This window comes from Oscillospiraceae bacterium (assembly GCA_025757985.1).
GTDB lineage: Bacteria > Bacillota > Clostridia > Oscillospirales > Ruminococcaceae > Gemmiger.
Map to the genome: position 1 here is coordinate 2,351,840 of CP107210.1, position 22,620 is coordinate 2,374,459.

General features: G+C 52.7%; 24 protein-coding genes. 11 read left to right on the top strand and 13 right to left on the bottom strand.

The genetic code is table 11. From position 1 onward, the window contains the following. Nucleotides 1-30: 30 nt before the first annotated feature. The 9 genes from OGM67_11260 to deoC all read left to right on the top strand — a co-directional run bounded on the left by OGM67_11260 (nt 31) and on the right by deoC (nt 7,950). Nucleotides 31-831 (top strand): PTS sugar transporter subunit IIC, encoded by an 801-nt coding sequence (locus OGM67_11260; GenBank protein UYJ34155.1) that lies wholly within the window; start codon nt 31-33, stop codon nt 829-831. Then, a complete protein-coding gene (locus OGM67_11265) occupies nt 821-1,606 on the top strand; it encodes a PTS system mannose/fructose/sorbose family transporter subunit IID (protein ID UYJ34156.1) in 786 nt (261 codons plus the stop codon). The genes OGM67_11260 and OGM67_11265 overlap by 11 nt, the downstream gene beginning before the upstream one ends. Before the next feature lie 103 nt (nt 1,607-1,709). Further along, complete coding sequence (locus tag OGM67_11270) at nt 1,710-2,714, top strand: SIS domain-containing protein (GenBank protein UYJ34157.1); 1,005 nt, start codon at nt 1,710-1,712, stop codon at nt 2,712-2,714. Nucleotides 2,715-2,716: 2 nt separating this feature from the next. Continuing rightward, entirely contained in the window at nt 2,717-3,586 is an 870-nt protein-coding gene (locus OGM67_11275) for a PfkB family carbohydrate kinase (GenBank protein ID UYJ34158.1), read from the top strand. Between the two features lie 20 nt (nt 3,587-3,606). Further along, complete coding sequence (locus tag OGM67_11280) at nt 3,607-4,359, top strand: GntR family transcriptional regulator (GenBank protein ID UYJ34159.1); 753 nt, start codon at nt 3,607-3,609, stop codon at nt 4,357-4,359. 44 nt (nt 4,360-4,403) lie between these two features. Next, nucleotides 4,404-4,844 (top strand): PTS sugar transporter subunit IIA, encoded by a 441-nt coding sequence (locus OGM67_11285; protein ID UYJ34160.1) that lies wholly within the window; start codon nt 4,404-4,406, stop codon nt 4,842-4,844. A gap of 13 nt (nt 4,845-4,857) precedes the next feature. Next, nucleotides 4,858-6,291: an HAD family hydrolase gene (locus OGM67_11290; protein ID UYJ34161.1), complete on the top strand. Its 1,434-nt coding sequence runs from the start codon at nt 4,858-4,860 to the stop codon at nt 6,289-6,291. A 65-nt stretch (nt 6,292-6,356) separates the two neighbouring features. After that, complete coding sequence (locus tag OGM67_11295; GenBank protein UYJ34162.1) at nt 6,357-7,232, top strand: YitT family protein; 876 nt, start codon at nt 6,357-6,359, stop codon at nt 7,230-7,232. A gap of 37 nt (nt 7,233-7,269) precedes the next feature. Continuing rightward, entirely contained in the window at nt 7,270-7,950 is a 681-nt protein-coding gene (gene deoC, locus OGM67_11300) for a deoxyribose-phosphate aldolase (protein ID UYJ34163.1), read from the top strand. An 82-nt stretch (nt 7,951-8,032) separates the two neighbouring features. Here deoC and OGM67_11305 read toward each other — a convergent pair whose 3' ends face one another. After that, a complete protein-coding gene (locus OGM67_11305) occupies nt 8,033-8,788 on the bottom strand; it encodes a helix-turn-helix domain-containing protein (GenBank protein UYJ34164.1) in 756 nt (251 codons plus the stop codon). Between the two features lie 266 nt (nt 8,789-9,054). On the opposite strand from OGM67_11305, the gene OGM67_11310 reads away from it, so the two are divergent. Beyond that, on the top strand, nt 9,055-9,270 hold the full coding sequence (locus OGM67_11310; protein ID UYJ34165.1) for a helix-turn-helix domain-containing protein: 216 nt from the start codon (nt 9,055-9,057) through the stop codon (nt 9,268-9,270). Continuing rightward, nucleotides 9,257-10,498, top strand: a complete 1,242-nt coding sequence (locus OGM67_11315) for a site-specific integrase (GenBank protein ID UYJ34166.1) — start codon at nt 9,257-9,259, stop codon at nt 10,496-10,498. The genes OGM67_11310 and OGM67_11315 overlap by 14 nt, the downstream gene beginning before the upstream one ends. A 149-nt stretch (nt 10,499-10,647) precedes the next feature. Here the strand turns inward: OGM67_11315 and OGM67_11320 are convergent, their stop codons facing one another. The 12 genes from OGM67_11320 to OGM67_11375 all read right to left on the bottom strand — a co-directional run bounded on the left by OGM67_11320 (nt 10,648) and on the right by OGM67_11375 (nt 22,620). After that, nucleotides 10,648-11,079 (bottom strand): helix-turn-helix domain-containing protein, encoded by a 432-nt coding sequence (locus OGM67_11320; protein UYJ34167.1) that lies wholly within the window; start codon nt 11,077-11,079, stop codon nt 10,648-10,650. 83 nt (nt 11,080-11,162) lie between these two features. Next, the gene (locus OGM67_11325; protein ID UYJ34168.1) at nt 11,163-12,752 is read right to left on the bottom strand and encodes a recombinase family protein; all 1,590 of its coding nucleotides are present in this window, start codon (nt 12,750-12,752) and stop codon (nt 11,163-11,165) included. An 11-nt stretch (nt 12,753-12,763) separates the two neighbouring features. Further along, nucleotides 12,764-13,585, bottom strand: a complete 822-nt coding sequence (locus tag OGM67_11330) for a recombinase family protein (protein ID UYJ34169.1) — start codon at nt 13,583-13,585, stop codon at nt 12,764-12,766. Continuing rightward, nucleotides 13,582-15,057, bottom strand: a complete 1,476-nt coding sequence (locus tag OGM67_11335) for a recombinase family protein (protein ID UYJ34170.1) — start codon at nt 15,055-15,057, stop codon at nt 13,582-13,584. Before OGM67_11335 ends, OGM67_11330 begins: the two co-directional genes overlap by 4 nt. A 302-nt stretch (nt 15,058-15,359) precedes the next feature. Continuing rightward, a complete protein-coding gene (locus tag OGM67_11340) occupies nt 15,360-15,782 on the bottom strand; it encodes a recombinase family protein (GenBank protein UYJ34171.1) in 423 nt (140 codons plus the stop codon). Nucleotides 15,783-15,791: 9 nt separating this feature from the next. Then, nucleotides 15,792-16,238, bottom strand: a complete 447-nt coding sequence (locus OGM67_11345) for a recombinase family protein (GenBank protein ID UYJ34172.1) — start codon at nt 16,236-16,238, stop codon at nt 15,792-15,794. Between the two features lies 1 nt (nt 16,239). Further along, the gene (locus tag OGM67_11350; GenBank protein UYJ34173.1) at nt 16,240-18,171 is read right to left on the bottom strand and encodes an ATP-dependent DNA helicase; all 1,932 of its coding nucleotides are present in this window, start codon (nt 18,169-18,171) and stop codon (nt 16,240-16,242) included. Between the two features lie 376 nt (nt 18,172-18,547). Then, complete coding sequence (locus OGM67_11355) at nt 18,548-18,871, bottom strand: HTH domain-containing protein (GenBank protein ID UYJ34174.1); 324 nt, start codon at nt 18,869-18,871, stop codon at nt 18,548-18,550. A 470-nt stretch (nt 18,872-19,341) separates the two neighbouring features. Then, nucleotides 19,342-20,247 carry a class I mannose-6-phosphate isomerase gene (locus OGM67_11360; protein UYJ34175.1) on the bottom strand — a complete coding sequence of 302 codons (906 nt, stop codon included), beginning with the start codon at nt 20,245-20,247 and terminating at the stop codon, nt 19,342-19,344. Between the two features lie 24 nt (nt 20,248-20,271). Continuing rightward, nucleotides 20,272-20,415: a hypothetical protein gene (locus OGM67_11365; GenBank protein ID UYJ34176.1), complete on the bottom strand. Its 144-nt coding sequence runs from the start codon at nt 20,413-20,415 to the stop codon at nt 20,272-20,274. Nucleotides 20,416-20,664: 249 nt separating this feature from the next. Continuing rightward, on the bottom strand, nt 20,665-21,603 hold the full coding sequence (locus OGM67_11370; protein ID UYJ34177.1) for an ROK family protein: 939 nt from the start codon (nt 21,601-21,603) through the stop codon (nt 20,665-20,667). Between the two features lie 216 nt (nt 21,604-21,819). Further along, a complete protein-coding gene (locus OGM67_11375; GenBank protein ID UYJ34178.1) occupies nt 21,820-22,620 on the bottom strand; it encodes a carbohydrate-binding protein in 801 nt (266 codons plus the stop codon).

A 22,620-nucleotide genomic window follows, 5' to 3' on the forward strand; every position in this document is an offset into this window, starting at 1 on the left:
AATATATTTTATAAAGAGGAGAGAAAATCTATGCAAATCACACTCGTGCAAGGTTTGCTGATTGCGCTGCTCGTTTTCATCTGCGCGATCGACAAACACATGGAAACCTTTATGTGGTTCCGCCCGCTGGTCGTAGCGTTCTTCACCGGCATCATCCTCGGTGATGTACGGCTCGGTATGCAGGCAGGTGCCGTTGCGGAGCTTTCCTACCTGGGTCTGCTGACCGTTGGCGGCACCGTGCCGCCGGACCCCCTGTTTGCCGGTCTGATGACCACCGTGCTGGCGTACACCACCGGCTGCGATGTCAACACGGCGCTGGGTCTTGCGGTTCCGTTCGCACTGATCGGCCAGTGGATCAACACCGGCACCAACACCTTCTACGCCGGCTTCCTGCCGAAGGTTGACAAATGCGCTGCCGCCGGTGACGAAAAAGGCATTGCCAAGGTCATGTATACCGGCTGGATCCTGTATGCCGCCATGTTTGCCCTTGCCGCGTTCCTGTCCACCTACGCATTGCAGAGCGGTATTTCCGCTTTTGTGGCCGCCTTCCCGGCATGGCTTGTCCACGGCTTTGAAGTTGCCGGTGGTCTGATGCCGGCTGTCGGCCTTGCCCTGCTGCTGGTCGTTATGCTCAAGAAGGAAAACGCAGCCTATCTGCTTGCTGGTTTTGTCATCATGGTCATTACCAACTGCCAGAACATCCTGCCCATTGCTGTTATTGCGGGCTGCATCGCTTATGTCAATTTCACCCGCGATACGGAGACTGCCAAGCTGACGGCTGCATCCGCTGCAACTGCCGCCCAGGAAGGAGATTTTGAAGATGGCATCTAATAAGATTACCAAAAAAGACCTCAACGAAATGGCCGTCCGTTCTATGGCGGAGCAGTGCTGCTTCAGCTTTGAGCGTATGCAGGCCGTAGGCTTCTGCTACGGCATGACCAAGTGCTTCCGTAAGATTCACGGCGACAACAATGAGGAAATGGCCGCCGCGATGGCAAACAACCTCGACTTCATCAACACCGAGCCGCACATGGCCGCGATCCTGCAGGGCCTGATCGTCTCCATGGAGGAGGCAGGCCAGAATCGTGAGATGATCCACAGCCTGAAAACCGGTCTGTTCGGACCTTTGGCAGGTTTGGGCGATGCCATCTGGTGGTACACCGCCATGCCCATCATTGCCTCTATCTGCTGCTCTCTGGCAACGCAGAACAATGTTCTGGGCCCCATCTTCTACATCCTGTTCTGGGCACTGACCGCTATCTTCAGCCGCATCTGGTTCGTGCGTCTGGGCTACAATGCCGGTGTAAGCTCCATCAAGTTCATCGGCGATAACGCCGCTTATATCAGCAAGGCTGCCGGTATTCTGGGCGTTATGGTCGTCGGCGGACTGATCCCCAGCTATGTATCCTTTGCTTTCCCCGAAACGCTTGTCATCTCCAGCGTTTCCGTGCAGGGCATCTTTGATTCCATCATGCCCAACATTCTGCCGCTGGGCTTTGTGTTCCTGCTCTACTGGCTGTTCAAGAAGAAGAATGTCAACACCATGAAGCTGATCCTGCTGGTCATTGCTTTGTCGGTTGCACTGTCCTTCCTGGGCATCATGTAAGTTTTACTGCGGCGGCTCGCGCCGGTTCAGCATTCCCCCGCGAGCCGCATTTTTCACGGACTATATTGTCATGACATAATTACAAATGGAGGCTATTGTACCTATGAGCATGGTAAACTTTGACGAAAACCAGATCATTGCCAACGGTGCCAGGATCTACGACCAGCGCGCCAAGATCGAGGCTATCGCCGATTCGATTGTGGATAACGGGTTTGACCTGCTGCTGTTCACCAGCAGCGGCGGTTCTCAGGCGATGCTGGATCCGTTCGCCTTCTACATCCGCCATATGTCCCGTCTGCCGGTCGAAAATGTACTGTCCGCCAACCTGTTGACCGGTGACTGCAACCGCATCACCGATAAGACCGTGGCGTTCCTGACCTCGAAGTCCGGCGACACCGCCGAGACCGTAAAGGCAGCCAACTGGCTGAAAGAGCAGGGCGTGCGCCTGTTTGCCGCCGTCGGCAAGGAGAACTCCACGCTGGAATCCATCTGCGATGACACCATCGTCTACGGCGAGGGCCGCCCGCAGGAGCTGGTGTTCTACCTTCTGATCGGCCGTATCCTGTACCGCAGCGGCAGCTTTGATGCCTACCCCCGCTTTGCGGATGAGCTGAAGAACCTTGCCTTTGCGCTGGCACAGGTACGCAAGCAGGCGGATGCCAAGTGCCTGAAATATGCGCAGGATTACTGCAAGGAACCGTATAACATCTGGATCGGCAGCGGCGATCTGTGGCCCACCGCCTACAGCTACAGTATGTGCGTGCTGGAGGAAAGCCAGTGGATCCGCACCAAGAGCGTTTCCAGCCCGGAATTCTTCCATGGCACGCTGGAGCTGCTGGAGGACGATGTCTGCACCACGCTGCTGCTGACTGAGGGCCCCACCCGTGCGCAGGACGAGCGCGTAAAGGAGTTTGCCGCCCGCCATACCAAAAAGCTGACCTGCTTTGACACAAAGGAGTATGCACTGCCCGGCATCAGCGATGAGTTCCGCCCGCTGCTCAGCCCCGTTGTCATGGCGGCTGTTCTGCAGCGCATCAGCAAGAACATTGAGGTCATCACGGATCATTCTCTGGATATCCGCCGCTATTACAGAAAAGAGAGTTATTGAGTATGAAACTGATTGCATTAGGGGATAACGTAATAGACTATTACCACAACACACAGGAGTGCTTCCCCGGCGGCAATGCGGTAAACGTCGCAGTTCATGCGGCGCGGCTGGGGGCACAGGCCGAGTATCTCGGCTCCCTTGGCGATGACAAGATGGCACATATTGTGGAGAAAGCACTCCGGGAAAACGGCGTGGACATCAGCCATTGCCCCGTTTTACGGGGGCGCACCACCAAGGTGTGCAGCTATGATGTGGTCAACGGGGAGCGCAGCTTTATCGAGGTGATCACCGGGGAAAGCTGGACCGGCCCGCTGCAGATCGGTGCGCGGGAGCTGGACGAGCTGAAAACCGCCGATCTGATCGTCAGCAGCTGCAACGCCAAAATGCCCGAACAGATGGCGGCTGTGCAGGCGCTGCCCGCTGTGTTCGCCTATGACTTCGGCGAAAAGGAGAAGTACCGCACCGATGCCTACTATGACGAGGTTTGCCACGGCATAGATCTGGCGATGCTTTCCTGCAAGCCGATGGACAAGACTGCCTTTGCGGAATTGTGCGCGCCGCTGCATCGTCGCGGCGTGGTGCATGTGCTGGCCACAATGGGCGCAGCCGGGCAAATGTTGTCTGTACAAGGGAAAATCGTGGAAAAGACTACCCAAATGGTAGAGGCAAGTGATACAATGGGGGCAGGAGATTCTTTCCTTGCTGCCTTCCTCTGCTCGCTGTATACTGCGGGGTGGCAAAAGGCAAAGCCCATGCCGGAGCAGGCGCTTCTGGCTGCACTGGCTGCCGGGCAGCAAGTCTCGGCACGCAACTGCATGGCACAGGGCGGCTTTGGCTGTAAAGCGGAAATCTCCCCAGACGGCACCGAATAACAAGAAGGAGATTTCCTATCATGATCGAACTGAACGGAATACAGCTTGACAAAACCAGCGCAGTTCCTCTGTACGAACAGCTGCGTAAGGCATTGCTGGAGGCTATCACCAGCGGGAAGCTGTCGGCAGGGACAAAATTGCCGACGGAGGAGGAGCTGTGCGCCCAGTTCGGCATTTCACGCCCTGTTGCACGGCAGGCTTACAATATGCTGATCGAAGACGGCTTTGTGGAACGTATGCGGGGGCGCGGCACCTTTGTGCGCAGCCCTGATACCCGCGGACGCTTTCTGAACAAGCAGCTGAGCTTTGCCGCCGAGATGGGGGTTTTGAATCTGGAGCACCGTACCGAGGTGCTGCGTGCAGAGTGGGTAAGCTATACCCCGGAGCTTTTTGCACGGCTCAAGCTCGAACGCGGGGATCGCTGCTACCATCTTGTGCGTATGCGCTACGCCAGCGGAAAGCCCTTTGTTCTCGTGGAAAACTATGTGCCGGAATCTGTGTTTCCCGGTATTGATGCCTACGACTTTGCCCAGCGCTCGCTGTACGATGTCTTTGAAACCGTCTATCACGAGAAGATCGTTAAATCGCGCCGTGTGCTGATGGCGCAGACCGCCAACGTCGAGTTTGCCAACCTGTTCGGCGTACACCGCGGTTCCCCCGTGCTGTATGTCGAAAACGTGGTCATGGACCAAAACGACCGTCCGATCGACCTCAGTAAAGAATATCTGGACGGCGTTACCCAGAAATTTGAATTTGAAGTTGTCAACCAATAAGCCGGGACTGTGCGCCCGATTTTGCTAAAGGAGTGTAGTTTGCTATGGTAGGTGTAGTTGTGACCGGGCATGGCGGCTTTGCCGCCGGTATGGCTGCCAATGTAAAAATGCTGGCAGGCAGTGATGCGGAACTAAAGGCCGTGGATTTTGCCGATGGCATGGATGTGGAAGTGTTTGAAAAGCAGCTGGCAGAGGCAATCGACAGCTATGCAGACTGCGAGGCTGTTCTGGTGCTGGCAGACATTGCCGGCGGTACGCCGTACAACCGCGCAGCGGGACTTTCGATGACCCGCCCCAAGGTGCGCGTGATCTCCGGGCTGAACAGCAGTATGCTGATGGATCTGTGCATGCGCAACATCACCGGTGACGAATGCCCCGATGTGGATGCACTGGCTGCCGACATTATGCAGACCGGGCACGAAAACATCGGCAAATTTGTGCTGGAGGTTCCCGCCCAGCCGCAGGAGGACGAGGACGGTATCTGAAGGGAGAAACGCCATGAAGCCGATCAAGGCAGTCATCTTTGATATGGACGGCGTGCTGATCGACAGTGAACCGGTCTACCTGCACCATCAGTATACGCAGCTGAAACCGTTCTACCCGTGGATCACCCTGGAAAGCATGTACCCGTTGGTGGGCATTTCCGGGCAGGAATATATGCCCTTTATGGCGAAACTCTGCCGCCGTACCGACGATGCCGCGTTCCGGCAGGAAATGGACGCCATGAACGCCGGGTGTCAGGTGTATTACCCGGACATTCTGCGCAAGGAGGTTCGCCCGCTGCTGCATGAATTAAAGCAGATGGGGCTGCAGGTAGCCCTTGCAAGCAGCAGCAGCCGGGAATGTATTGAGCAGGTCCTGACACAATGCGAGATTCGGGAACTGTTTGACTGCATCGTCAGCGGTCACGAATTTACCCGCAGCAAGCCGGATCCTGAAATTTACCGTTTCACCATGGACAAGCTGGGGCGCAAGCCGGAGGAATGTCTGATCGTGGAGGACTCCACCTACGGTGTGCAGGCAGGTACGGCGGCGGGCGGCGTTGTGGCTGCCCTGCGGGACGAAAGATTCCCGTTTGACCAGCGGGCGGCGCAGCTGCATATCGACAGCCTTGCCGAGCTGCCTGCGCTGGCGGCGTGCGGCGGAAAAAGGATACGCGCAGCCTTCTTTGATGTGGACGGCACCCTGATTACCGTGGGCGGGCATCGGATGCCGCCCAGTGTAGCCCCTGCATTGCAGGCTTTACAGCGCAGCGGCGTGCAGGTGTTTCTGTGCACCGGCCGCCACGCTTTGGAAATTGAAGAAGAAAACATGCTGCCCGGCATCACGGTTGACGGTGCGGTTTATATGAACGGTCAGCTCTGCGAGCTGCAGGGGCAGATCGTGCGGGAAACACCCATTCCTGCCGAGGATCTGTCGGCATTGAAACAGTTCTTACAGAAAAAGAACCGCAGCTGTATTTTTCTTGAAAAAGACCGGATGTACGCCAACTGTGTGGATTCCCGCATGGAGGTCGAGCAGGCAAAAATCGGCACCGCCGTGCCGGCTGTGCGCGATATTTCCGATCTGGAAAACCGCCGCATATATCAGGTCATCCCCTTCGTGAACGAGGAGGAGGAAGAAGAACTGCTGCGGCAGATGCCCCATTGCCGAACAAAGCGCTGGGGGGATGCCGTGGTGGATCTGATGAGCCGATCCGGCGGCAAGGAAAACGGTATCCGTGCCCTGTGTGCGGCAATCGGTATCACCACGGAGGAAACCATTGCCTTTGGAGATGCCGACAACGATTTGGAAATGCTGCAGCTGGCCGGTATCGGCGTGGCAATGGGCAATGCCCTGCCGCAGGTGTGTGCCTGTGCCGATATGGTCACAGACACCGTGGAAAATGACGGCATCGCCCATGCACTCCAAAAATTAAAACTGATTGGATAAATTATAAAACGAGGAACGCTTTCCCGCAAGAAAGGCTCCTCGTTTTCCAAAAGGGGCAGTGTTCTATGATGAAAGAAAAAACGCAGACCCTTGTAACGGATCAGCTGTATAACCTGGCTGCGGGGTTTCTGTACGCCCTGAGCATCTGTTATTTTGCCAAGGGCGCGGACTTTGCACCCGGCGGGCTGTCGGGTCTTGCTTTGCTGGGCAACTATCTGTGGGGGTTTCCCATCGGCATCACAACGCTGGTGCTGAATGTGCCCCTGGTTCTGCTTGGTTTCCGCTTTGTGGGACGCGCCTTTCTGGGGAAAACCGTCATCAGTATGCTGTGGTGTACCTTTTTTCAGGATGTTGCCTTTGCAGACCAGCCCGGCTACGGCGGAGATCCGTTGCTGGCGGCCCTGTTTGCGGGTATCACATGGGGCGGCGCGTTGGCGCTTTTGTATATGCGGGGTTCGTCCAGCGGCGGCACCGATTTCTTGACGATGTCGATCAAAGTGCTGCGCCCGCATCTGTCGGTCGGTGTTGTGACCGGTGCGATAGACCTTGTGGTCATCCTGTTAGGTTGGCCTGTGTTTGGCTCTGTCGATGCCGTTTTGTACGGTCTTGTCACAACGGCGGTTACCTCGCTGGTTATCGACAAAATCATGTACGGCAGCAATGCCGGCAAAATGCTGACGATCATCACTACCAAGGGGCAGGAAATTGCGGACGAAATTTCCCGCCAATGCGAGCGCGGCTCAACAATGGTCAAAGCAGTGGGCACATACACCGGTACGGAGCGGCAGATGCTGCTCTGCGTCTGTGCCAGACCGCAGGTGTACCGCATCCGGATGGCGGCCTACCGCATTGACCCCGGCTGTATGGTCATGGTGACGGAAACCGGCGAGGTTTACGGCGAGGGCTTTGTTGACCCGGGCAAGACGGCGTCGTTTTTATAAGGCGATACCGCACACGAAACGAAAGGAATGTTTTGTTATGAATCCTATTACGCCTGCCGAACTGGCAGCTTATTTTGACCACACCCAGCTGCGCGCCTATGCGCAGCGCAAGGATTTTGAAAAGCTCTGTGCAGAGGCCCGTGAGTACGGCTTTGCCATGGTGGCCATCAACCCGGCTCCGGTTTCCCTGTGCAAGGAGCTGTTGGCGGGAACATCGGTCCATGTAGGAGCAGCGGTTGGTTTCCCCTTGGGGCAGAGTACGCCCAAGGTCAAGAAATACGAAACCGTAGATGCAATCACCAATGGCGCGGATGAGATCGATTATGTTATCAACATTACGCAGCTGAAAGAAAAAAACTACGATTTTATTGAGCATGAGATGGCCGGTATTGTAGAGGAATGCCGCGGTGCAGGGGTGATCTCGAAGGTTATTTTTGAGAACTGCTACCTGACCGAGGAGGAAAAGCGCGCACTGTGCTCCATCGCGCGGGAGGTTCGCCCGGATTTCATAAAGACCTCCACGGGCTTTGGCACCGGCGGCGCAACCTTTGAGGATGTGGCGCTGATGAAAAAATGCGTTGGCGATGAGGTGAAAATCAAGGCAGCCGGCGGCATCCGCACATTGGATACCGCTTTGCGTATGATCGAGCTGGGCGTATCCCGCATCGGCTCCACAGCCAGCGTCAGCATTATAGAAGAACTGAAACATAGGTTATAAAATCGATAGGGATGGCCGGAACGGTCTGAACTGCAGAAAGCCAATAAGCACCACTAAGTTTAACTTGGTGGTGCTTATTGTTTTATTGGCTTTCTTTTTTGGTTTTATAACATTCTGTAATATAATCCAGCAGCGCCATATTTTTCAGGCGATAGGTGGCTTCCTCTATAGAGCCTGCAGTATCTTCCAGATACAACCAGCTTTCACCTTCAGGTATAGAACTTTCGTCCATACGTCCGTCCAAAATTTCTTTCCATAGCTCACGTTTTTCTTTAATTTCTGCGCCCATTTCTCTAGGAACCGCATAACGGCTGCATAGAAAGCGTTCTGCTGTCAAATCAACACCATCATCCCAAGTGATTTTGTCCAGCAGTTGCTTAACTGTATGGAGCGTATCTGTTGCGGTTTTCGAAAATTCATTTTTGGGGAATTTCAAGCTGATGCTGCCGTCAACCTCGACGATTTCCATACTGCCAAATTGCAGCTGCATATTCAGCAGCAGCGTGGCAATTCCCTCCGGGGTGCAGGTGTCGATAGGAAACAGCATTTGCATCGGAACATCTAACGTTTGTGCGATTTTTTCCAAATTCTCCTGCCGGGGCATTTTCAGACCATATTCATAATGCCGCCACAGGGTCGCATTGATTCCTGTTTTTTCTGCGGCTTCCTCCTGCGTCATTTCTCGGTAAAGGCGCAACCGTTTGATACGGTTGCCCAAAATCTTCTTCTGTTCTTGAAAACTGATCGGTGTCTTATCTGCAGAGTGAGAGTAGTTTCCGAATTCATCACGCATCAACGTAAAATCTCTATCACTCACAGTTGTCCAACGCATTGACATACCTTTACCCTCCGCCTCGGTTCTGTACTTTTAAGGAACAACCTCATTATAACAAACTTTTGCTATCTATACAAGAGCGAGAATTTTCTTGTGTTTTCCTTAAAATATTTTTGTAAAAACGATTGACAGTAACTTAAAAGTACTATATAATTCAGATGCAGCATATGTAACTTAAAAGTACATTTGTATAGCGCCTTGATAATCCAATATGCCAAACCTTCCGAAACAGCTTTCGCATCTGTAAAACGCGAGAAAGGACCTCTCTTATGAACCGTATCCGTACCATTCAAGGCGCAGCCGATGAACTGCGCAAACGTGATCCCGGTTGTGCCATCAGCGCACACAACATCCGTCAGTTGGTGCTGCACAAGGAAATTCCCAGCCGTAAAGCCGGGTCAAAGTATCTGGTGGCGCTGGACGATGTAGAACGCTATTTCGGGCTTACCATTGACGAAAACGAACTGAACCATGGCATCGGTTGAGAAACGCTACAATAAGGCCGGAAACCTTATTTCTTTTCGTATCCATGTTTTTCATGGGAGGGACGAATTCGGCAAGCAGCTCCCGCCTTTTATCAAAACGGTCCGTGTTCCGCCCGAATTGAATGCGCGGCAGATCGAAACGCTGATCCAGCGCGAAACCGTCCATTTTGAGGAGGAGTGCGAGCTTATCACAGCCCGTGAAAAAGAAGAAGCGGCAAAAGCCGCCGAACCGAAATGTATATCGTTCGAGGATTTTGCCGTTAAGGTTATGGAAATTAAGGAGCGCACCGGCAAGGAGAAAAGCACCCTCGCACGATATCAGGATATGCTGGATTCCCGCATCAATCCGTACTTAGGCAAGACGCCCGTGGACGAAATTACTGGCGATATGCTGGATGATTTCTACGCCATGCTGCTCAAGCCGGGGCAGAACAAGAAAACCGGCGGCGGACTTTCCCGCAAAACGGTGTTGGAACATCACCATGTTATCTCCACCATTATGGAACACGCCATCCGCAAGCATCTGATTGCGTTCAACCCCTGCCGCGATGCCACGCCGCCTGTGGCAGACCCGCCGATGCCGAACTACTATCAGCCCACCGACTTGGCGCTGATCCGTCAGGCGCTGGAGAACGAGAGCGTCAAGTGGTACACGCTGATCCATGTGCTGATGCTCTACGGCATCCGGCGCGGGGAGTGCGCCGGCATCAAGCTAAGTGCCGTAGACCTGAGGGGCAAGACCATCACCATCTGTTCCTGCGTCATGTACGACCCCAAGAACGGTGTGTACGAGAAGCCCTACCCCAAAAAGCGCAAGCCGCGCCAGCTGCCGATTACCCCGCAGATGGACGAAATCCTGCGCCGCTACCTAAAGTGGCGCGGCGAACAGCCGGAATGGTACGGGGATCTCTGGCAGGAAAGCGGCTACTTGTTTACCAATGAGTACGGCGGACCTATGAATCCGGACAACATTACACAGTATCTGAACCGCATGGGGGACAGGCTGCAAAAAGAAAACCCGAATTTTCCCCACCTGAACCCCCACGCCTTCCGCCATGCCGTTGCGTCCATCCTTGTGGCGAACGGTACCGACATTGTGACGACAGCTGCCTTCATCGGTGACAAACCCGCCACCGTTTCCGAGCGCTATGCCCACATCATCGACTCCGCCAAAATCAGGGCGGGGGACACCCTGAGCAGCGTGATTTTCGGAGATGGTAACAAATGAGTTACCACTTTGTTACCACTTTTCTTTTTTTGCGGCCTGCAAAAAGAAAAAGAACGGTAAAACTTGACGTCTTACCGTTCTTTGTTGTCTGAGTGTGACAAAAAAGATACCCTGTTTTGAGAGGGAAAAATCAACGATAGTAGAAAAATTTAATTGTTTTCTTTCTCTGTGGGCCATTGCAGCATCCATTCCAGATACTTTGCTCCTGTAATTTTCCTCGTCCTTAATTTTTCCTTTTGGCTATACCACTCTTTCAATAATTTTTCCACTTCCTCAAAATTATCAAAAAGCAGAATCGTGTCAATCGGAACGCTCCCGCCGCAGCCATGTTCCCAGTCATACCAAATCATCAAGCGAATAATGTCCTCCGGTGTTTCTGCCCTTGTAAAGAAATTTTCTTCGCGGACATTCAACGCTTTGGCTATTTCTTTGGTTCTGCTCTCTTTGGGCGTTCGGAATCCCGACTCATATTGGGCAATGCGATTTGCTGCATTTCCATCCAAGTGCAGTCGTTCTCCCAGTTCCCGCTGCGTTAGTCCTCTGTGCTTACGCACCAGCTTGATTTTCTCTCCCAGCTTCATAACTACCCCTTTCCGATAAAAGTGAAAAAGGTCATACCCAATCGAAGATGCCTTATCTCCGATTGGGTATGACCTCTTTATTTTTATGTCAGCTGCATTGTCTTTTTATAGCCGCCGATGAACCGTATTTCAATTTCATTACGCGACCTCACCGTGATTTTCTCAATGATTCGCGCGGTCAGTGCATCGTCGTATTCTTGAATTTGCAGATCCTTGGCGGACAGAAGCATCTCCGGCTGGCTGGCTTTTTCCTGTCGGGCGGCGCTGTCCTCGATGGCTTTTTTCAGACTCTTAATTTTATTATTCAGCTTTTTCAGCCTGTCATCCAGAAACGGAGTATCCTCATCAAAGTCCAAGGACATTTCCAGCAGGCGGTCAAATTCCTGTTGGGTCTGCTCCAGTTGCTCCTGCAAATTGGGCTTTGTGCTTTCGCCGGTCTGGATGTTATGCAGGATGCCGTTGATCTGGGCAGCAACTTCATCGGTGAAGTTTGCCGCCAAACCCTGTACCGCTTTCAAAATGGCGCGGTGCAGTTCTTCTTCCGGGACGGACGGCGAGCTGCCGCAGAATTTCGTTCCGTACTCGATGCGATTTACGCACCGCCAGACGATTTGCTTTCTGCCGTGGATATTCCAAGTCACCCGCTTGTAAGGGCTGCCGCAGTCACCGCAGAACAGTCGCTCGGACAAGGCATACTTGCTGTTGTAGCGGCCCCGGCGGCGCTTGCGCTGGTTAGCAGCTGACTTGCTGTTGCGGCGGGCAATCTCAGCTTGCACCTCTCGGAACATCTGTTTGCTGACAATGCCCTCGTGGTAATTTTCAATGTAATATTGTGGGAGTTGCCCGGTGTTTTTCTTATGTACACCCGTCAGCACATCCTCGGTAAAGGTCTTTTGCAGCAGCACATCACCGCAGTATTTTTCGTTTTGCAGGATGCGCTGGATGCTCTGTGCTGACCATTCGGTATTACCGCGAGCTGTGAGTGCACCCGCCGTTTCCAGCTTTGCCTTGATACTTTGCAGACTGTCCCCTTGCAGGTAGCTGTTGAAAATCAGCCGAATGATTTCAGCCTGCTCCGGGATGATTTCCGGCTTGCCATCTGCCCCTTTTCGGTAGCCGATAATCCTTCCGTAAGGGAAGGCAAATTTACCGTGCTTATATCCCATGCGCTTACCGCGGGCTACATTCTGGGAAATCGACTCGCTTTCGGCCTGGGCAAAGGCGCTCAGTACGGTGAGGATCATCTCGGAGTTCATGGTGGCGGTGTTGATGTTCTCTTTTTCAAATACCACCGCGATTCCCATCTGCTTCAGCATTCGGACGTATTGGATACTATCCAGCGTGTTGCGGGCAAACCGTGAAATAGATTTCGTCAGGATAAGGTCGATTCTGTGCTTCTTGCAGTCCTGAATCATCTGGTTGAAACCATCGCGCTTCTTGGTATGTACGCCGGAGATACCGTCATCCGCGTAGATGCCCGCGACTTCCCACTCCGGGGTGGAATTGATTTTTTCGGTGTAGTACAGTTTCTGGATTTCAAAACTGCCCTGCTGTTCTTCTTCCTCGGTGCTGACACGGCAGTAGGCCGCCACCCGCAGCTTGCGCACCGTGTTTTTCCGTCCGGCGTTTTCCCTCATAGAAGCGGGAATTTCAATGATTCTCATGTTGCTCATGGCTTTTCCCCTTACACAATTTGTCCGTTCTGCAGTTTGAATTCAACATGGGTGTCACGGTACAGGATGACCTTGCTGACGACTTCTTTATAAAAGGTTTCCGGAAATCCCTCTGTCGGCTTATACTCGGTACACGCCTTTTGTATCAGCAAGGTTGCCGGGTCGGCATCTCCTGCTGAGCAGAATTTATATTCCAGTTCCGCCCGGTGCAGGATTTTAGTGATTAGAGCATCCGCATCAGGTTCAGCATCCATCAGTGCTTGCCTAATTTCACAATCCAGCAGGGTAGTTCCCATTGATTGCACATTCGCCTTGCCCGCTGGCGGGTGGATGAGTTCGAGGTTCTGCCGGAGCCATCGCAGTTTTTCCACAATGCTATTGAAAGTTTCCTCGGCTTGTGTCGGTTTCGACCACATTCCGCATTCGCGGCAAAACCATTGATTGCTTTTAGGATGCCAGTAAAGCCTTGCGCCGCAGCAGCCACACTGCATATCTTTGCGGAACGGTTTCAGCGTTTCCGAGTAGGTGACGGACTTGCTTTTCCGGATTTGTTCTGCCATTTCAAGCTGTTCTGCGGTGATGATTTGCGGATATTCCGCCGTGCCGCAGTAGTCCGCGTTGGCAAGGATGCGGCTTACCATGTTTTTGTTCCAGTGGGGTGAATCCGGGCGATAGGGGATTCCTTGGGCAGACAGCGCATCGGCAATCTGTTGAAATGTCCGCCCCGCGGTGTAGGCATCGAATATCTGGCGTACATCTTCGACCTGTTCGGAATCTGCCACGATTTTACCATCTGCAATTTTATAACCGAAGGGGAGATAGCGATTTTTCATGGTTCTGTTCTCCCCTCTGTCAGCTTCATTCCATTGATTAGTCCAAATGTTATCGCTGTACTGCTGATTTTCACTCTGCTTACCAGAGCCGTAAAAGCCGCCTCATCAAAGTCTGTCAGCGGCGGTCCGGCTGCCAGCCGCGTGCTGATCCCCTTTGTCTGCCGCAGCACCTTCTCAACATTCTTGTTGAAAAACCTGCGCATCAGCAGTGCCTTCTTTTCAATAAGCTGCTGTTCAATTACCGCACGATGCTCCCAGTATTGGGCACTATCAATACAGCCTGTGGTGCGGAGACGCTCCAGGTTATGGTTTTGTTTGCCCAATCGTTGAATTTCTTTCGTTATCGTTACACGCTCGGCATTTCTTTGCTCTTGCAGATATCGAAGACTGGCAAGGTCATCCATTGCCGGGCGCAGGATTTTCTCGCGGTTTGCTTGCAGTTTGTTGTACATGGATAAGAATACCCGGCAAAGGTCTGCTTCGTACACAGGCTTTACCGGGCATAATTCAGATTTATCCAGATGCTTTCTGCAGCCCCATACAACGACACCGTTGGCTCTGACTTTTCGGGAAAAGACAGAACCGCACTCGGCACAGTACAGCTTATTGCTGAAAGCGCAGGTATTCTGATGTTTTCGTTCCGTGCCTTTTCTTTTTAATAAGGTCTGCACCTTTTCAAATTCCTGTCGTGAGACCAACGCCTTGTGATGGTTCTGCACATAATACTGAGGAAGCTGACCGCTGTTTTTCTGGCACAGCAGGGGAAGATCATCGGGGGTAAAGTTCTTTTGATGGTGGACATCCCCGATGTACTTCTCATTCATAAGGATGCGCCGCACAGCAGATACATACCATGTGCCGTTCTCTTTCGGATACCGACGATTCAATTCCTCTGCAATTTGCACAGTACCTACTCCGACCAGAAAACTGCTGTAAATGTAGCGGACGATTTCCGCTTCGCGCTCAATGGGAACCAGCTGACTTTCCTGCTTTTCGTAACCAAAAGGTGACATACCATTCAGGTATGTGCCGTCCTGCATCCGTTTGCGGATACCCCACTTTAGATTCTTAGAGATTGACAGCGACTCTTCCTGTGCTGTAGCGCAAATCATACTCAGAATCATTTCACCGTTGGCAGTTTCGGTGTCAAAGCCCTCTTTTTCAAAAACAACCGTTACGCCAAGGCTTTTCATTTCGCGCACCGATGTTAGCGCATCCGCCGTGTTTCGGGCGAAGCGGGATGCAGACTTGACCAACACACGGTCAATCAGCCCGGCGCGGCAGTCATCCAGCAAACGGTTGAACTGCTCACGGTGTTTGGTGCTGGTGCCGGTAATGCCTTCATCGGTGTAGATTCCGGCGAAATCCCAGTTTGGATTTTCCTGTATCAGATGGGTATAATAATCCACCTGCACGGACAGTGAATTTAGCTGGTCGGTCGAATCACTGCTGACGCGGGCATAGGCTGCCACACGCAGACGCTTAGCCTGCGGCTGAATCGGCTGGATAATTTGTACTTGCGGCATGGTGTTTTCCTCCGAGTTTTATCGCTGTGACACTCTTTTTGTCACATACAACATACCCGAAAGGCTGGTCAAAAGCTATTCACTATAACCACTGAATATCGCGGCACAAAACGCCGCATTTCCGGGCATAACCAACATTTACTCGCTGGCAGACGTCCTGCGGCAGTTTTCCGTTCGTAGCGGCCGCCGTGAGCGCTGTATACGCGATTTCGTATCGCAGCTCTTGTTCTAATTTTATCGGGAGAGGTTCAGTCAACATCGGCGGACACCTCCCACAGGAGCTTTTTCCGGGTATGCGGCGTGTGGGCCAAGAGTCTGTTCTCCAGCCCGGTCAAATACAGTTCATATTGCAGGTTGGTTTTAGTGGTGATGACCACCGCGCCGTGCTTTTGCAAAAAACGTAGGATGCGATACAGCGTGGTCAGATCGTGGCTTAAGCGGTCAAGGCTTTCGACCATCACTGCATTGACACGTCCCTGCTGCACGGCAGCAAGCATAGCAAACAGGCCCGGCCGCCAGAATTCATCACCGCGTTTTTGCTCCATGCTGGAGTTGATGATAATGTACCCTCGGCGGTCGGCCTCGCGCATGACCTCGGCCAGTTGGTTTTCCAGCGCAGGAAGATTGGGCACCCCACTGCGGGCGTAGGCCCAGACTTTGTATTCTGTCATAGCGGCACCTCAAAACTGGTCCATCAGCGGCAGACGCACATCAAATCGCGGCTTGCCGAAAGAGGCCCTTGTGAATCTGTCCCCGACAAAGCGTTCTAATCCGCAGTTGATGAGTTCGGTGTTCAGGTCACATTCAGTGGTAATCAGGTAGACATCCCGCCTGCGGAAAATCTCGATAACGCCCACCAGCAAGTAACTGTTGCGGCTGATTTGCTCCAAGTCGCGGACAATGACGGCCTCGACCAGATTGTTCTCCACTGCGTCCAGCATGGCCCGCAGACCGTTGCGGTCCTTCAGCGTGTTGCCGCTGCAATGGTCAAAGGATGTGCCGCGCACGAGAAACCCGTGACCGGCCGCCTCGTCAATCAGGTCATACAGTCGGTCAAAGGCCGTTGCCGCGTTGACCGATGCGCACCGCACATAAATCCACGCCGGGTGGTCTTGTCTGTAGTTCATCTTAGAGCCCCTTTTCACAAAAATAGTCCGGGTGCTTTTGCTCCCGGATAAATTGTTGTACATCTTCGATTTTGCTTGTGCTTTGGCAATCGGGCAAAACGGCAAGCGCGGCATCATGGTATTTGCCGCCGATGCCCGCGCGTTCGTCCAGAATCGCCACCACACAGGAGTCCTGCTCGGTACGGATGGCACGACCAAAGCCCTGCCGAAGTTTCTTCTGCATTTCTGGGATAATTTCGGCGGCTATGTACTTCTGCAAAGTGGGATATTTCTGCCGTTCGTAGTCGCTGACCGGGTCGGGGATTGGGAACGGCAGCTTGGGGATAATGAGCAGCGACACCATATCGCCGGGAAAGTCGATGCCCTCCCAGCAGGAACCTGCCGCAAACAGAACGCCGTTGCCGGATTCCTTGAAATGTTGAATCACCCTGCCGCCGTTGCGCCACGCCTGAAAGGTCGGGTACGGCCAACGCCCATCCGTCAGGGCTTTCACCTCTGCCATCTGGCGGTAGGACGTGAACAGCACCAGCGCATGACCGCAGCAGGCATGGACAAGCCGAACAATTTCATCGGCCAGCTGCCGGTTATCCGTGCGTTCCTTGCGGCGATGCGGGAGGTATAACAGACATTTTTTCTTGTATAAAAATGGCGACTCTGCGCTGAAATGGCGCAGTGGTTTGTAAGCCGCAAGGCCCAAAAGCTGCTCGGTGTGGTCGAAATTACCAGCAGCAGCCAGCGTGCCGGAGGTCAAAATAGCCGGCTCTCCCGTGTTCCACAACGCACTGCGCAAAAGTTGCGGCACGCGGTTACTGGCCGCGCAAAAGGTCAACTGACCGTGAATGTCCGATTCGATATAGAGAATCCTTGTCGGGACTTCCAACAGAAAAAGGCGCAGCGTGCTTTCGGCCTCGCCCAGTCGGTTCTGCAAGTAGCGGGGCAAGTCTAACCGACACCCGGCAAATTGCAGCTGTTCAATGCAGTCGGCCAACGCCTTGTTGCGAAACAGCGTAGGCTTAAACGGTACGCAGACGGTTCTTTCTTTCCAAGGCAAACTGTGCTGACAGGCAATAACCAATGTTCGGAATGCCGTGCGCAAGTTCTGAGCAATGTGGGAATAGTGCGCTTGCTGCAGCAGTGTACAGAGCTCCTGCATATCGCGTTCCGACAAGGACTCCGTGTACATTTGGCGGGCCGCACCCGGCAGCTTGTGCGCCTCGTCAACAACCAGCGCCTGATAGCTGCGCAAAAGCAAAGGTCTATCCCGCTGACGGTGCGCAGCGTTGGCAAGCAGGTAATTGTGATTGCAGATTTGAATATCGGGTTTCATCGCGTCCCGCAGATATCGCTGATAGCGGCAATCCTGCTGTAAAATGCAATCCCGCGGACAGGACTGCGGTACGCAGATATGTCTGCGGTCAAAGTGAGAGAGTTCCGGGATATGGTCCATATCCAGCGTTTTGCCCGCCATGCGCAAGCTGGCTTGCTGGCGTTTTCGGCTTGTCGGGACTTGTGATTCGCGTTCCATAAGCCGGGCATCGCAGACAAAGCGCTCCTTGCCCTTGCGGACAACCGCCGTAAGCGGCGTTTGGATACTGCTTTCTGCCAGCAGAATTGCGGATAAATCAGGCAAATATTCGGTGAGAATGGCATCCTGCAAGGCCACGCTGGAAGTGGAAATTACAATGGGCAGTTTCAAGCTGCCGGGCCGGTTCATCTGCCACAACACACAGGCCACAAGATAGGCCAGCGTTTTGCCGGTGCCGACACCGGCCTCACACAAAGAAATTTCCTTATTATAAAGAGTATCCAGAATTTCGTGGCAGAGTGCGATTTGTTCCTCGCGCACCGCCATGCCTCGCCGGGGTAATACATCCCGGAAGATATGCTCGGCCATGCGGTGGGATTGTGCATAGCCGGTAGAATAGGTTTGCATTTTGTTCACCCCTATTGTTCCGTTTAACGCAAAATAATGGGCCGCAGGCGCTTGGGAACCTGCGGCCCACGATTTGCCCTAAACGGCAAAGTTCATGGTTCGTTGTTGTGTCATATTTGCCGCCCGCACCCCTGACACAGGGAACACAACAGGCAGGCCGCTGGCGGCGGCCGTTCACTGACTCTGCCGGAATCTTACTGCTTACAATTCCGGCTCGGTCACCCCCTCTGACGCGGGAGGCTGCAGGTGTATCATTATAGCCCTTCCCTTGGCAGCTTGTGGTTTTGCCAAACCGCCCGCCGGGCCTGCCGGGAAAGGAACGTACCTGTTATGCTGGGTATTCGGTTGTCAAGGTGCGAGGAACGGACTATATCCGTTAAAGAGAAAAGCGTCGGAGAATGGAGTGTGCCGCCATACGATCTTCTTCTGTTTCTGCCTCATTGTACTTTCTGCGAAGCCACTCAATTTCTATCGGTTTTAAGTATGCTGTATGAGAATTGGGTCTGCGGTCTATAAGAGAAATCCCTCCATGCGGACCTGACTTCGTGTTAATTTCGTAAAAGTCCATAAGGTAAACAATATCATAATTGATTGTGCGGCGAGAAACGCCGAACCGTTTCGCAAAATCATCGATGCTATATTTTTTATATGTATATAAAAGCTCAATGATTTCATTGCGGCGTATTTCGACGTCAGACACTCCATCACCTCCTCTCATTTCTCTAAACCTCATCTTAAATGTAATTAGTGCAAAAACCTTGCACTAATTATTTGAACTTTTTGTGAATTTTGAAGTTTAAAAAACACCGCCGATTTCAGTAAAGGAATCAGCGGTGTTTTGCATTAGAAGTTTTTTATTCCGATTATATGCCAATAGCGGCAAAGTTCCTGTCTCAAATGGAAAGATTCAGTGTAAGTTCTTCAATGAAATATCTCTGTGCTGGTGAACATACATCCCGCTCCACAATGAATATCTCGACGGCGTACAAATAGGATACACCGTAAACTGATTACAATAGTTTACACTGTCTGCTGCAAGCTTATCCAAATTTTGGGTTTTGATATCTTTATTCCCGTTGAATCCAAGACAATCCCACCGAAGTTGGTCACAATGTAACACCAATATATTAGGTCGCTTCACAATTACCTCCTATTCTTCATTGTCTTACTTCACACCCTTGTCACCAAGGTCTGACAGGTGCCGTGTACGGCATAGCTGCCGCTGCCTGCGGGCAAGAAGAAGCTGTCACCCTTCTTGACGGTCACGGTCTCACCGCCACAGGTCAGCTCACCCTCGCCGTCTGTGACGAGCAGCGAAACAAAGCTCTTTTCGTCCGCGGTTCCCTCAAACGCGCCGTCCTTGGCATCCACGGTGAAATACTCACACTGCGCCAGATGGCTGCCAAAGTCATGCTTGACAGGCGGGGTGCGCAGGGTTACATCCAGCGCCTTCTCCACGTGCAGGGCGCGGGGCTTGCCGTCCGCCCCCACACGTCCGTAGTCATAAACGCGGTAGGTCACGTTTGAGTTCTGCTGCACCTCGGCAATGACAATGCCCTTGCAGATGGCGTGCAGCGTGCCGGACGGAATAAAGAAGCAGTCGCCCTTGTGTACCGGCACGGCGTTCAACACCTCGGTTAGGGTGTTGTTCTTGATGCGCTCCTCAAACTCCACCTTGGAGATTTCATGGTCAAAGCCATAGTACAGGAAGGCACCCGGCTCACAGTCCAGCACATACCACATTTCGGTCTTGCCGTACTGATGCTCGTTTTTCAGCGCGTACTCGTTGGAGGGGTGTACCTGAATGGACAGATTGTTCTTGGCGTCAATGAACTTTGTCAGAATTGGGAACTGCTCAAACTTGTCGCAGTCGGTGCCAAGGCAACCGGGGTGGGCGGTCACATAGTCTGCCAGCGTTGTGCCGTCCGCCAGATAGCTCGGACCGTCCGGGTGGCAGGAAAGCACCCACGCCTCCGCCAGCGGGTTCAGATTACTCTTGATGCCAAAGTCACTGCGCAGGCGGCTGCCGCCCCACAGATAATCCTTACAGCTGGGCGTTAATTTGAGAATATTCATACGAATCTCCTTTATCTTAAAATTTCAGGCATCTTCTGTTTCCTGTTCTCGCAAAAAACTTTTCCAGTTGTTTTCCAAAAAATAGCACACAATAAGTGCCGGCAGTGTCATCACAGCAGAGTAGTTATATCTTCCAACATAGGCTGTTGCATATGCTGCCCAGGTCATGTGTTGTACATGACCTGCCTTTCTCCTACTAAATGTTCGTTTTTCCCTTTTATTTGGCTACAGCTCAGTCGGTATTTTTCTCCTTATTGAGTTTTCTTCACAACCTGATTTGTATAAAAGAAGCCAATAATAAGCATTAGTAAGTATATTTATAGCACTATTCAGCCCTCAAATATTACCTTGAAAACTGATACGCTTAAGTTTCAACAAAGGCATAATTTGCCCCCTATCCAGCTTAAAAATAAAATGTTACTTTCTTGCAAGCAGGGCTGCACCGATTACACCGGCACGATATCCCAGAGTGCAAGCGACTAGTTTCGTCTTTTTGTGCGTAAAGGCATTGCCAAATATCATCGGCTCCACTTGTGTACGCAGTGGTGCCAAAAGATTTTCCCCCTGGTTGGCGATGCCGCCTGACAGCCCCACCACCTGTGGAAAGAAAATATTGATCAGATTTGCAGTGCCAATTGCCAACCAGTGGGTATATTCTTCCACGACAGCGGTTGCCACTGCATCGCCCATTGCCTGCCCATCAAAAGCCGTGCGCCCGGTCACGGCCATCGGTCCCGCAATCTTCCACAAAGCGCTTTCCGGGTGAAGATGCATCGCTTGTTGTGTCATACGAATCAGTGCCGTTGCGCTGGCGTATGCTTCCAGACACCCGCGCCGCCCGCAGGAGCACAAGGGAGCGTCTTGTGCATCGTTGACTACCATATGGCCTGGTTCTGAAGCCGCCCCCGTATATCCAGTCAGCAATTTTCCATTTAGCACCACACCTCCGCCGACACCCGTGCCAAGCGTAAGGATCACGGCGCTGTCGGCGTTTTTTGCACATCCAGCCAGAGCTTCCCCCAAGGCTGCCGCATTGGCATCGTTCGCCAAACGGACAGGCACCTGCAGGCGCTGTTCCAGGTACGGTCCCATTGCAAAATCGAACCACGCCAAATTGTTTGAATATAAAACCATCCCGCAGCTATCATCGACTGTTCCGGGGCATCCAACACCGATTCCCCGCACATCATTGCCAACCATCAATTCACGGCAAAGTCCAATAATGTCATCGCACACAGACTCTGCCGGACGTGGCAAATTGGTTGGTTTGCTGATCTCGCGTAGAATGTAACCTGCTTCGTCCACCAAAGCAGCTTTTATATTTGTTCCTCCCAAATCCACACCTAAAGTAGCCATTTGTCCCTCCCGAAGACGCTTTTGCCTTGTGATTCAGTTATTTGGCCATTTACTTGAAACAGCCGGTGCCCGCCACGTTACAGTAATGTGGTGAGTGCCGGCTGTTATGTTTCTGTTACTCTATAATTTGTATACCGAACGCATTACGTTTGCCGGTTCGTATTGGTCCATGCCTGTTATAGCAGGAAAAACATACGTTTGCTTTTGCGTGATTCCTTATCTGTCACCTTCCGTTCCCCAAGCCTCGATTTGAGTAAGTGCCGGAAATGGGCTGTCATCGTTTGCCTTGATCAGCTGTTCCAGACGCAGCCACTCCACACAGCGAGGCTTGATGGGGAAACGCTGTGGCTGACAGCTTTTTCCCAAGCTCAAAACTTCTGTGCTGTCATCACTGAACGTGACGGTTGCAGATGTCCACCAACTGTCATGCGGAAAATCAGCACGCAGTGTCAGCCGCAGTTCGTCCAGTAGGACCGGTCGCCCGAATTCCAGCAGCATCGTAGCGTTTGGATTGCGGTTGATTCCCCAGCTCTGATAGGGCCACATCCCGTGGGATGTATTTTCGTAAAAGCCGTCGATTGCGTTGCACGCGGCAAATACCAGTTCCCCGCGCGTCTCCACATTCGCGCTCGCGTGCGGATAAAGCCCTTCGCTTTCATGGCTATCGTATGGATTCAAGGCCAAGTTCCGGCGGCAGGCAATCTCCTGCTGGCTGGCCAGCCGTGCATGGATCAGATGCCGACTGCCTGTAAAGCTGCGCGGGGAATGGTTGATACGGGCATTCTCTGATGGGATCGGATAGGTCATCCACTGACCAGGAATGTAGACCAGTGCAGGTGCCTTTGTATCCTCCAGCTGGATGACACAGTACGTTCCCTGGCGCTCCGTCTCCAAAACAATCGCATCTCCCGCCTGATAGAGTGCATCATACACCATTGAGACGAATCCCTCGCCGCTGCTCTGTGCTTTGCATCCCGTTGTCTTTCCCATCACTTTGAGGGTCAATGTGTCCGGCAT

What these genes read in the sequence shown, in the direction of transcription:
- OGM67_11360 (UYJ34175.1), bottom strand. Translation starts at nt 20,247, where the DNA reads ATGAATATTCTCAAATTAACGCCCAGCTGTAAGGATTATCTGTGGGGC.
- OGM67_11310 (UYJ34165.1), top strand. Translation starts at nt 9,055, where the DNA reads ATGAACCGTATCCGTACCATTCAAGGCGCAGCCGATGAACTGCGCAAA.
- OGM67_11370 (UYJ34177.1), bottom strand. Translation starts at nt 21,603, where the DNA reads ATGGCTACTTTAGGTGTGGATTTGGGAGGAACAAATATAAAAGCTGCT.
- OGM67_11275 (UYJ34158.1), top strand. Translation starts at nt 2,717, where the DNA reads ATGAAACTGATTGCATTAGGGGATAACGTAATAGACTATTACCACAAC.
- OGM67_11330 (UYJ34169.1), bottom strand. Translation starts at nt 13,585, where the DNA reads ATGAAAAATCGCTATCTCCCCTTCGGTTATAAAATTGCAGATGGTAAA.
- OGM67_11365 (UYJ34176.1), bottom strand. Translation starts at nt 20,415, where the DNA reads ATGACCTGGGCAGCATATGCAACAGCCTATGTTGGAAGATATAACTAC.
- OGM67_11265 (UYJ34156.1), top strand. Translation starts at nt 821, where the DNA reads ATGGCATCTAATAAGATTACCAAAAAAGACCTCAACGAAATGGCCGTC.
- OGM67_11285 (UYJ34160.1), top strand. Translation starts at nt 4,404, where the DNA reads ATGGTAGGTGTAGTTGTGACCGGGCATGGCGGCTTTGCCGCCGGTATG.
- OGM67_11320 (UYJ34167.1), bottom strand. Translation starts at nt 11,079, where the DNA reads ATGAAGCTGGGAGAGAAAATCAAGCTGGTGCGTAAGCACAGAGGACTA.
- OGM67_11350 (UYJ34173.1), bottom strand. Translation starts at nt 18,171, where the DNA reads ATGCAAACCTATTCTACCGGCTATGCACAATCCCACCGCATGGCCGAG.
- OGM67_11305 (UYJ34164.1), bottom strand. Translation starts at nt 8,788, where the DNA reads ATGTCAATGCGTTGGACAACTGTGAGTGATAGAGATTTTACGTTGATG.
- OGM67_11375 (UYJ34178.1), bottom strand. Translation starts at nt 22,620, where the DNA reads ATGCCGGACACATTGACCCTCAAAGTGATGGGAAAGACAACGGGATGC.
- OGM67_11270 (UYJ34157.1), top strand. Translation starts at nt 1,710, where the DNA reads ATGAGCATGGTAAACTTTGACGAAAACCAGATCATTGCCAACGGTGCC.
- OGM67_11290 (UYJ34161.1), top strand. Translation starts at nt 4,858, where the DNA reads ATGAAGCCGATCAAGGCAGTCATCTTTGATATGGACGGCGTGCTGATC.
- deoC (UYJ34163.1), top strand. Translation starts at nt 7,270, where the DNA reads ATGAATCCTATTACGCCTGCCGAACTGGCAGCTTATTTTGACCACACC.
- OGM67_11345 (UYJ34172.1), bottom strand. Translation starts at nt 16,238, where the DNA reads ATGAACTACAGACAAGACCACCCGGCGTGGATTTATGTGCGGTGCGCA.
- OGM67_11315 (UYJ34166.1), top strand. Translation starts at nt 9,257, where the DNA reads ATGGCATCGGTTGAGAAACGCTACAATAAGGCCGGAAACCTTATTTCT.
- OGM67_11340 (UYJ34171.1), bottom strand. Translation starts at nt 15,782, where the DNA reads ATGACAGAATACAAAGTCTGGGCCTACGCCCGCAGTGGGGTGCCCAAT.
- OGM67_11295 (UYJ34162.1), top strand. Translation starts at nt 6,357, where the DNA reads ATGATGAAAGAAAAAACGCAGACCCTTGTAACGGATCAGCTGTATAAC.
- OGM67_11260 (UYJ34155.1), top strand. Translation starts at nt 31, where the DNA reads ATGCAAATCACACTCGTGCAAGGTTTGCTGATTGCGCTGCTCGTTTTC.
- OGM67_11325 (UYJ34168.1), bottom strand. Translation starts at nt 12,752, where the DNA reads ATGAGCAACATGAGAATCATTGAAATTCCCGCTTCTATGAGGGAAAAC.
- OGM67_11280 (UYJ34159.1), top strand. Translation starts at nt 3,607, where the DNA reads ATGATCGAACTGAACGGAATACAGCTTGACAAAACCAGCGCAGTTCCT.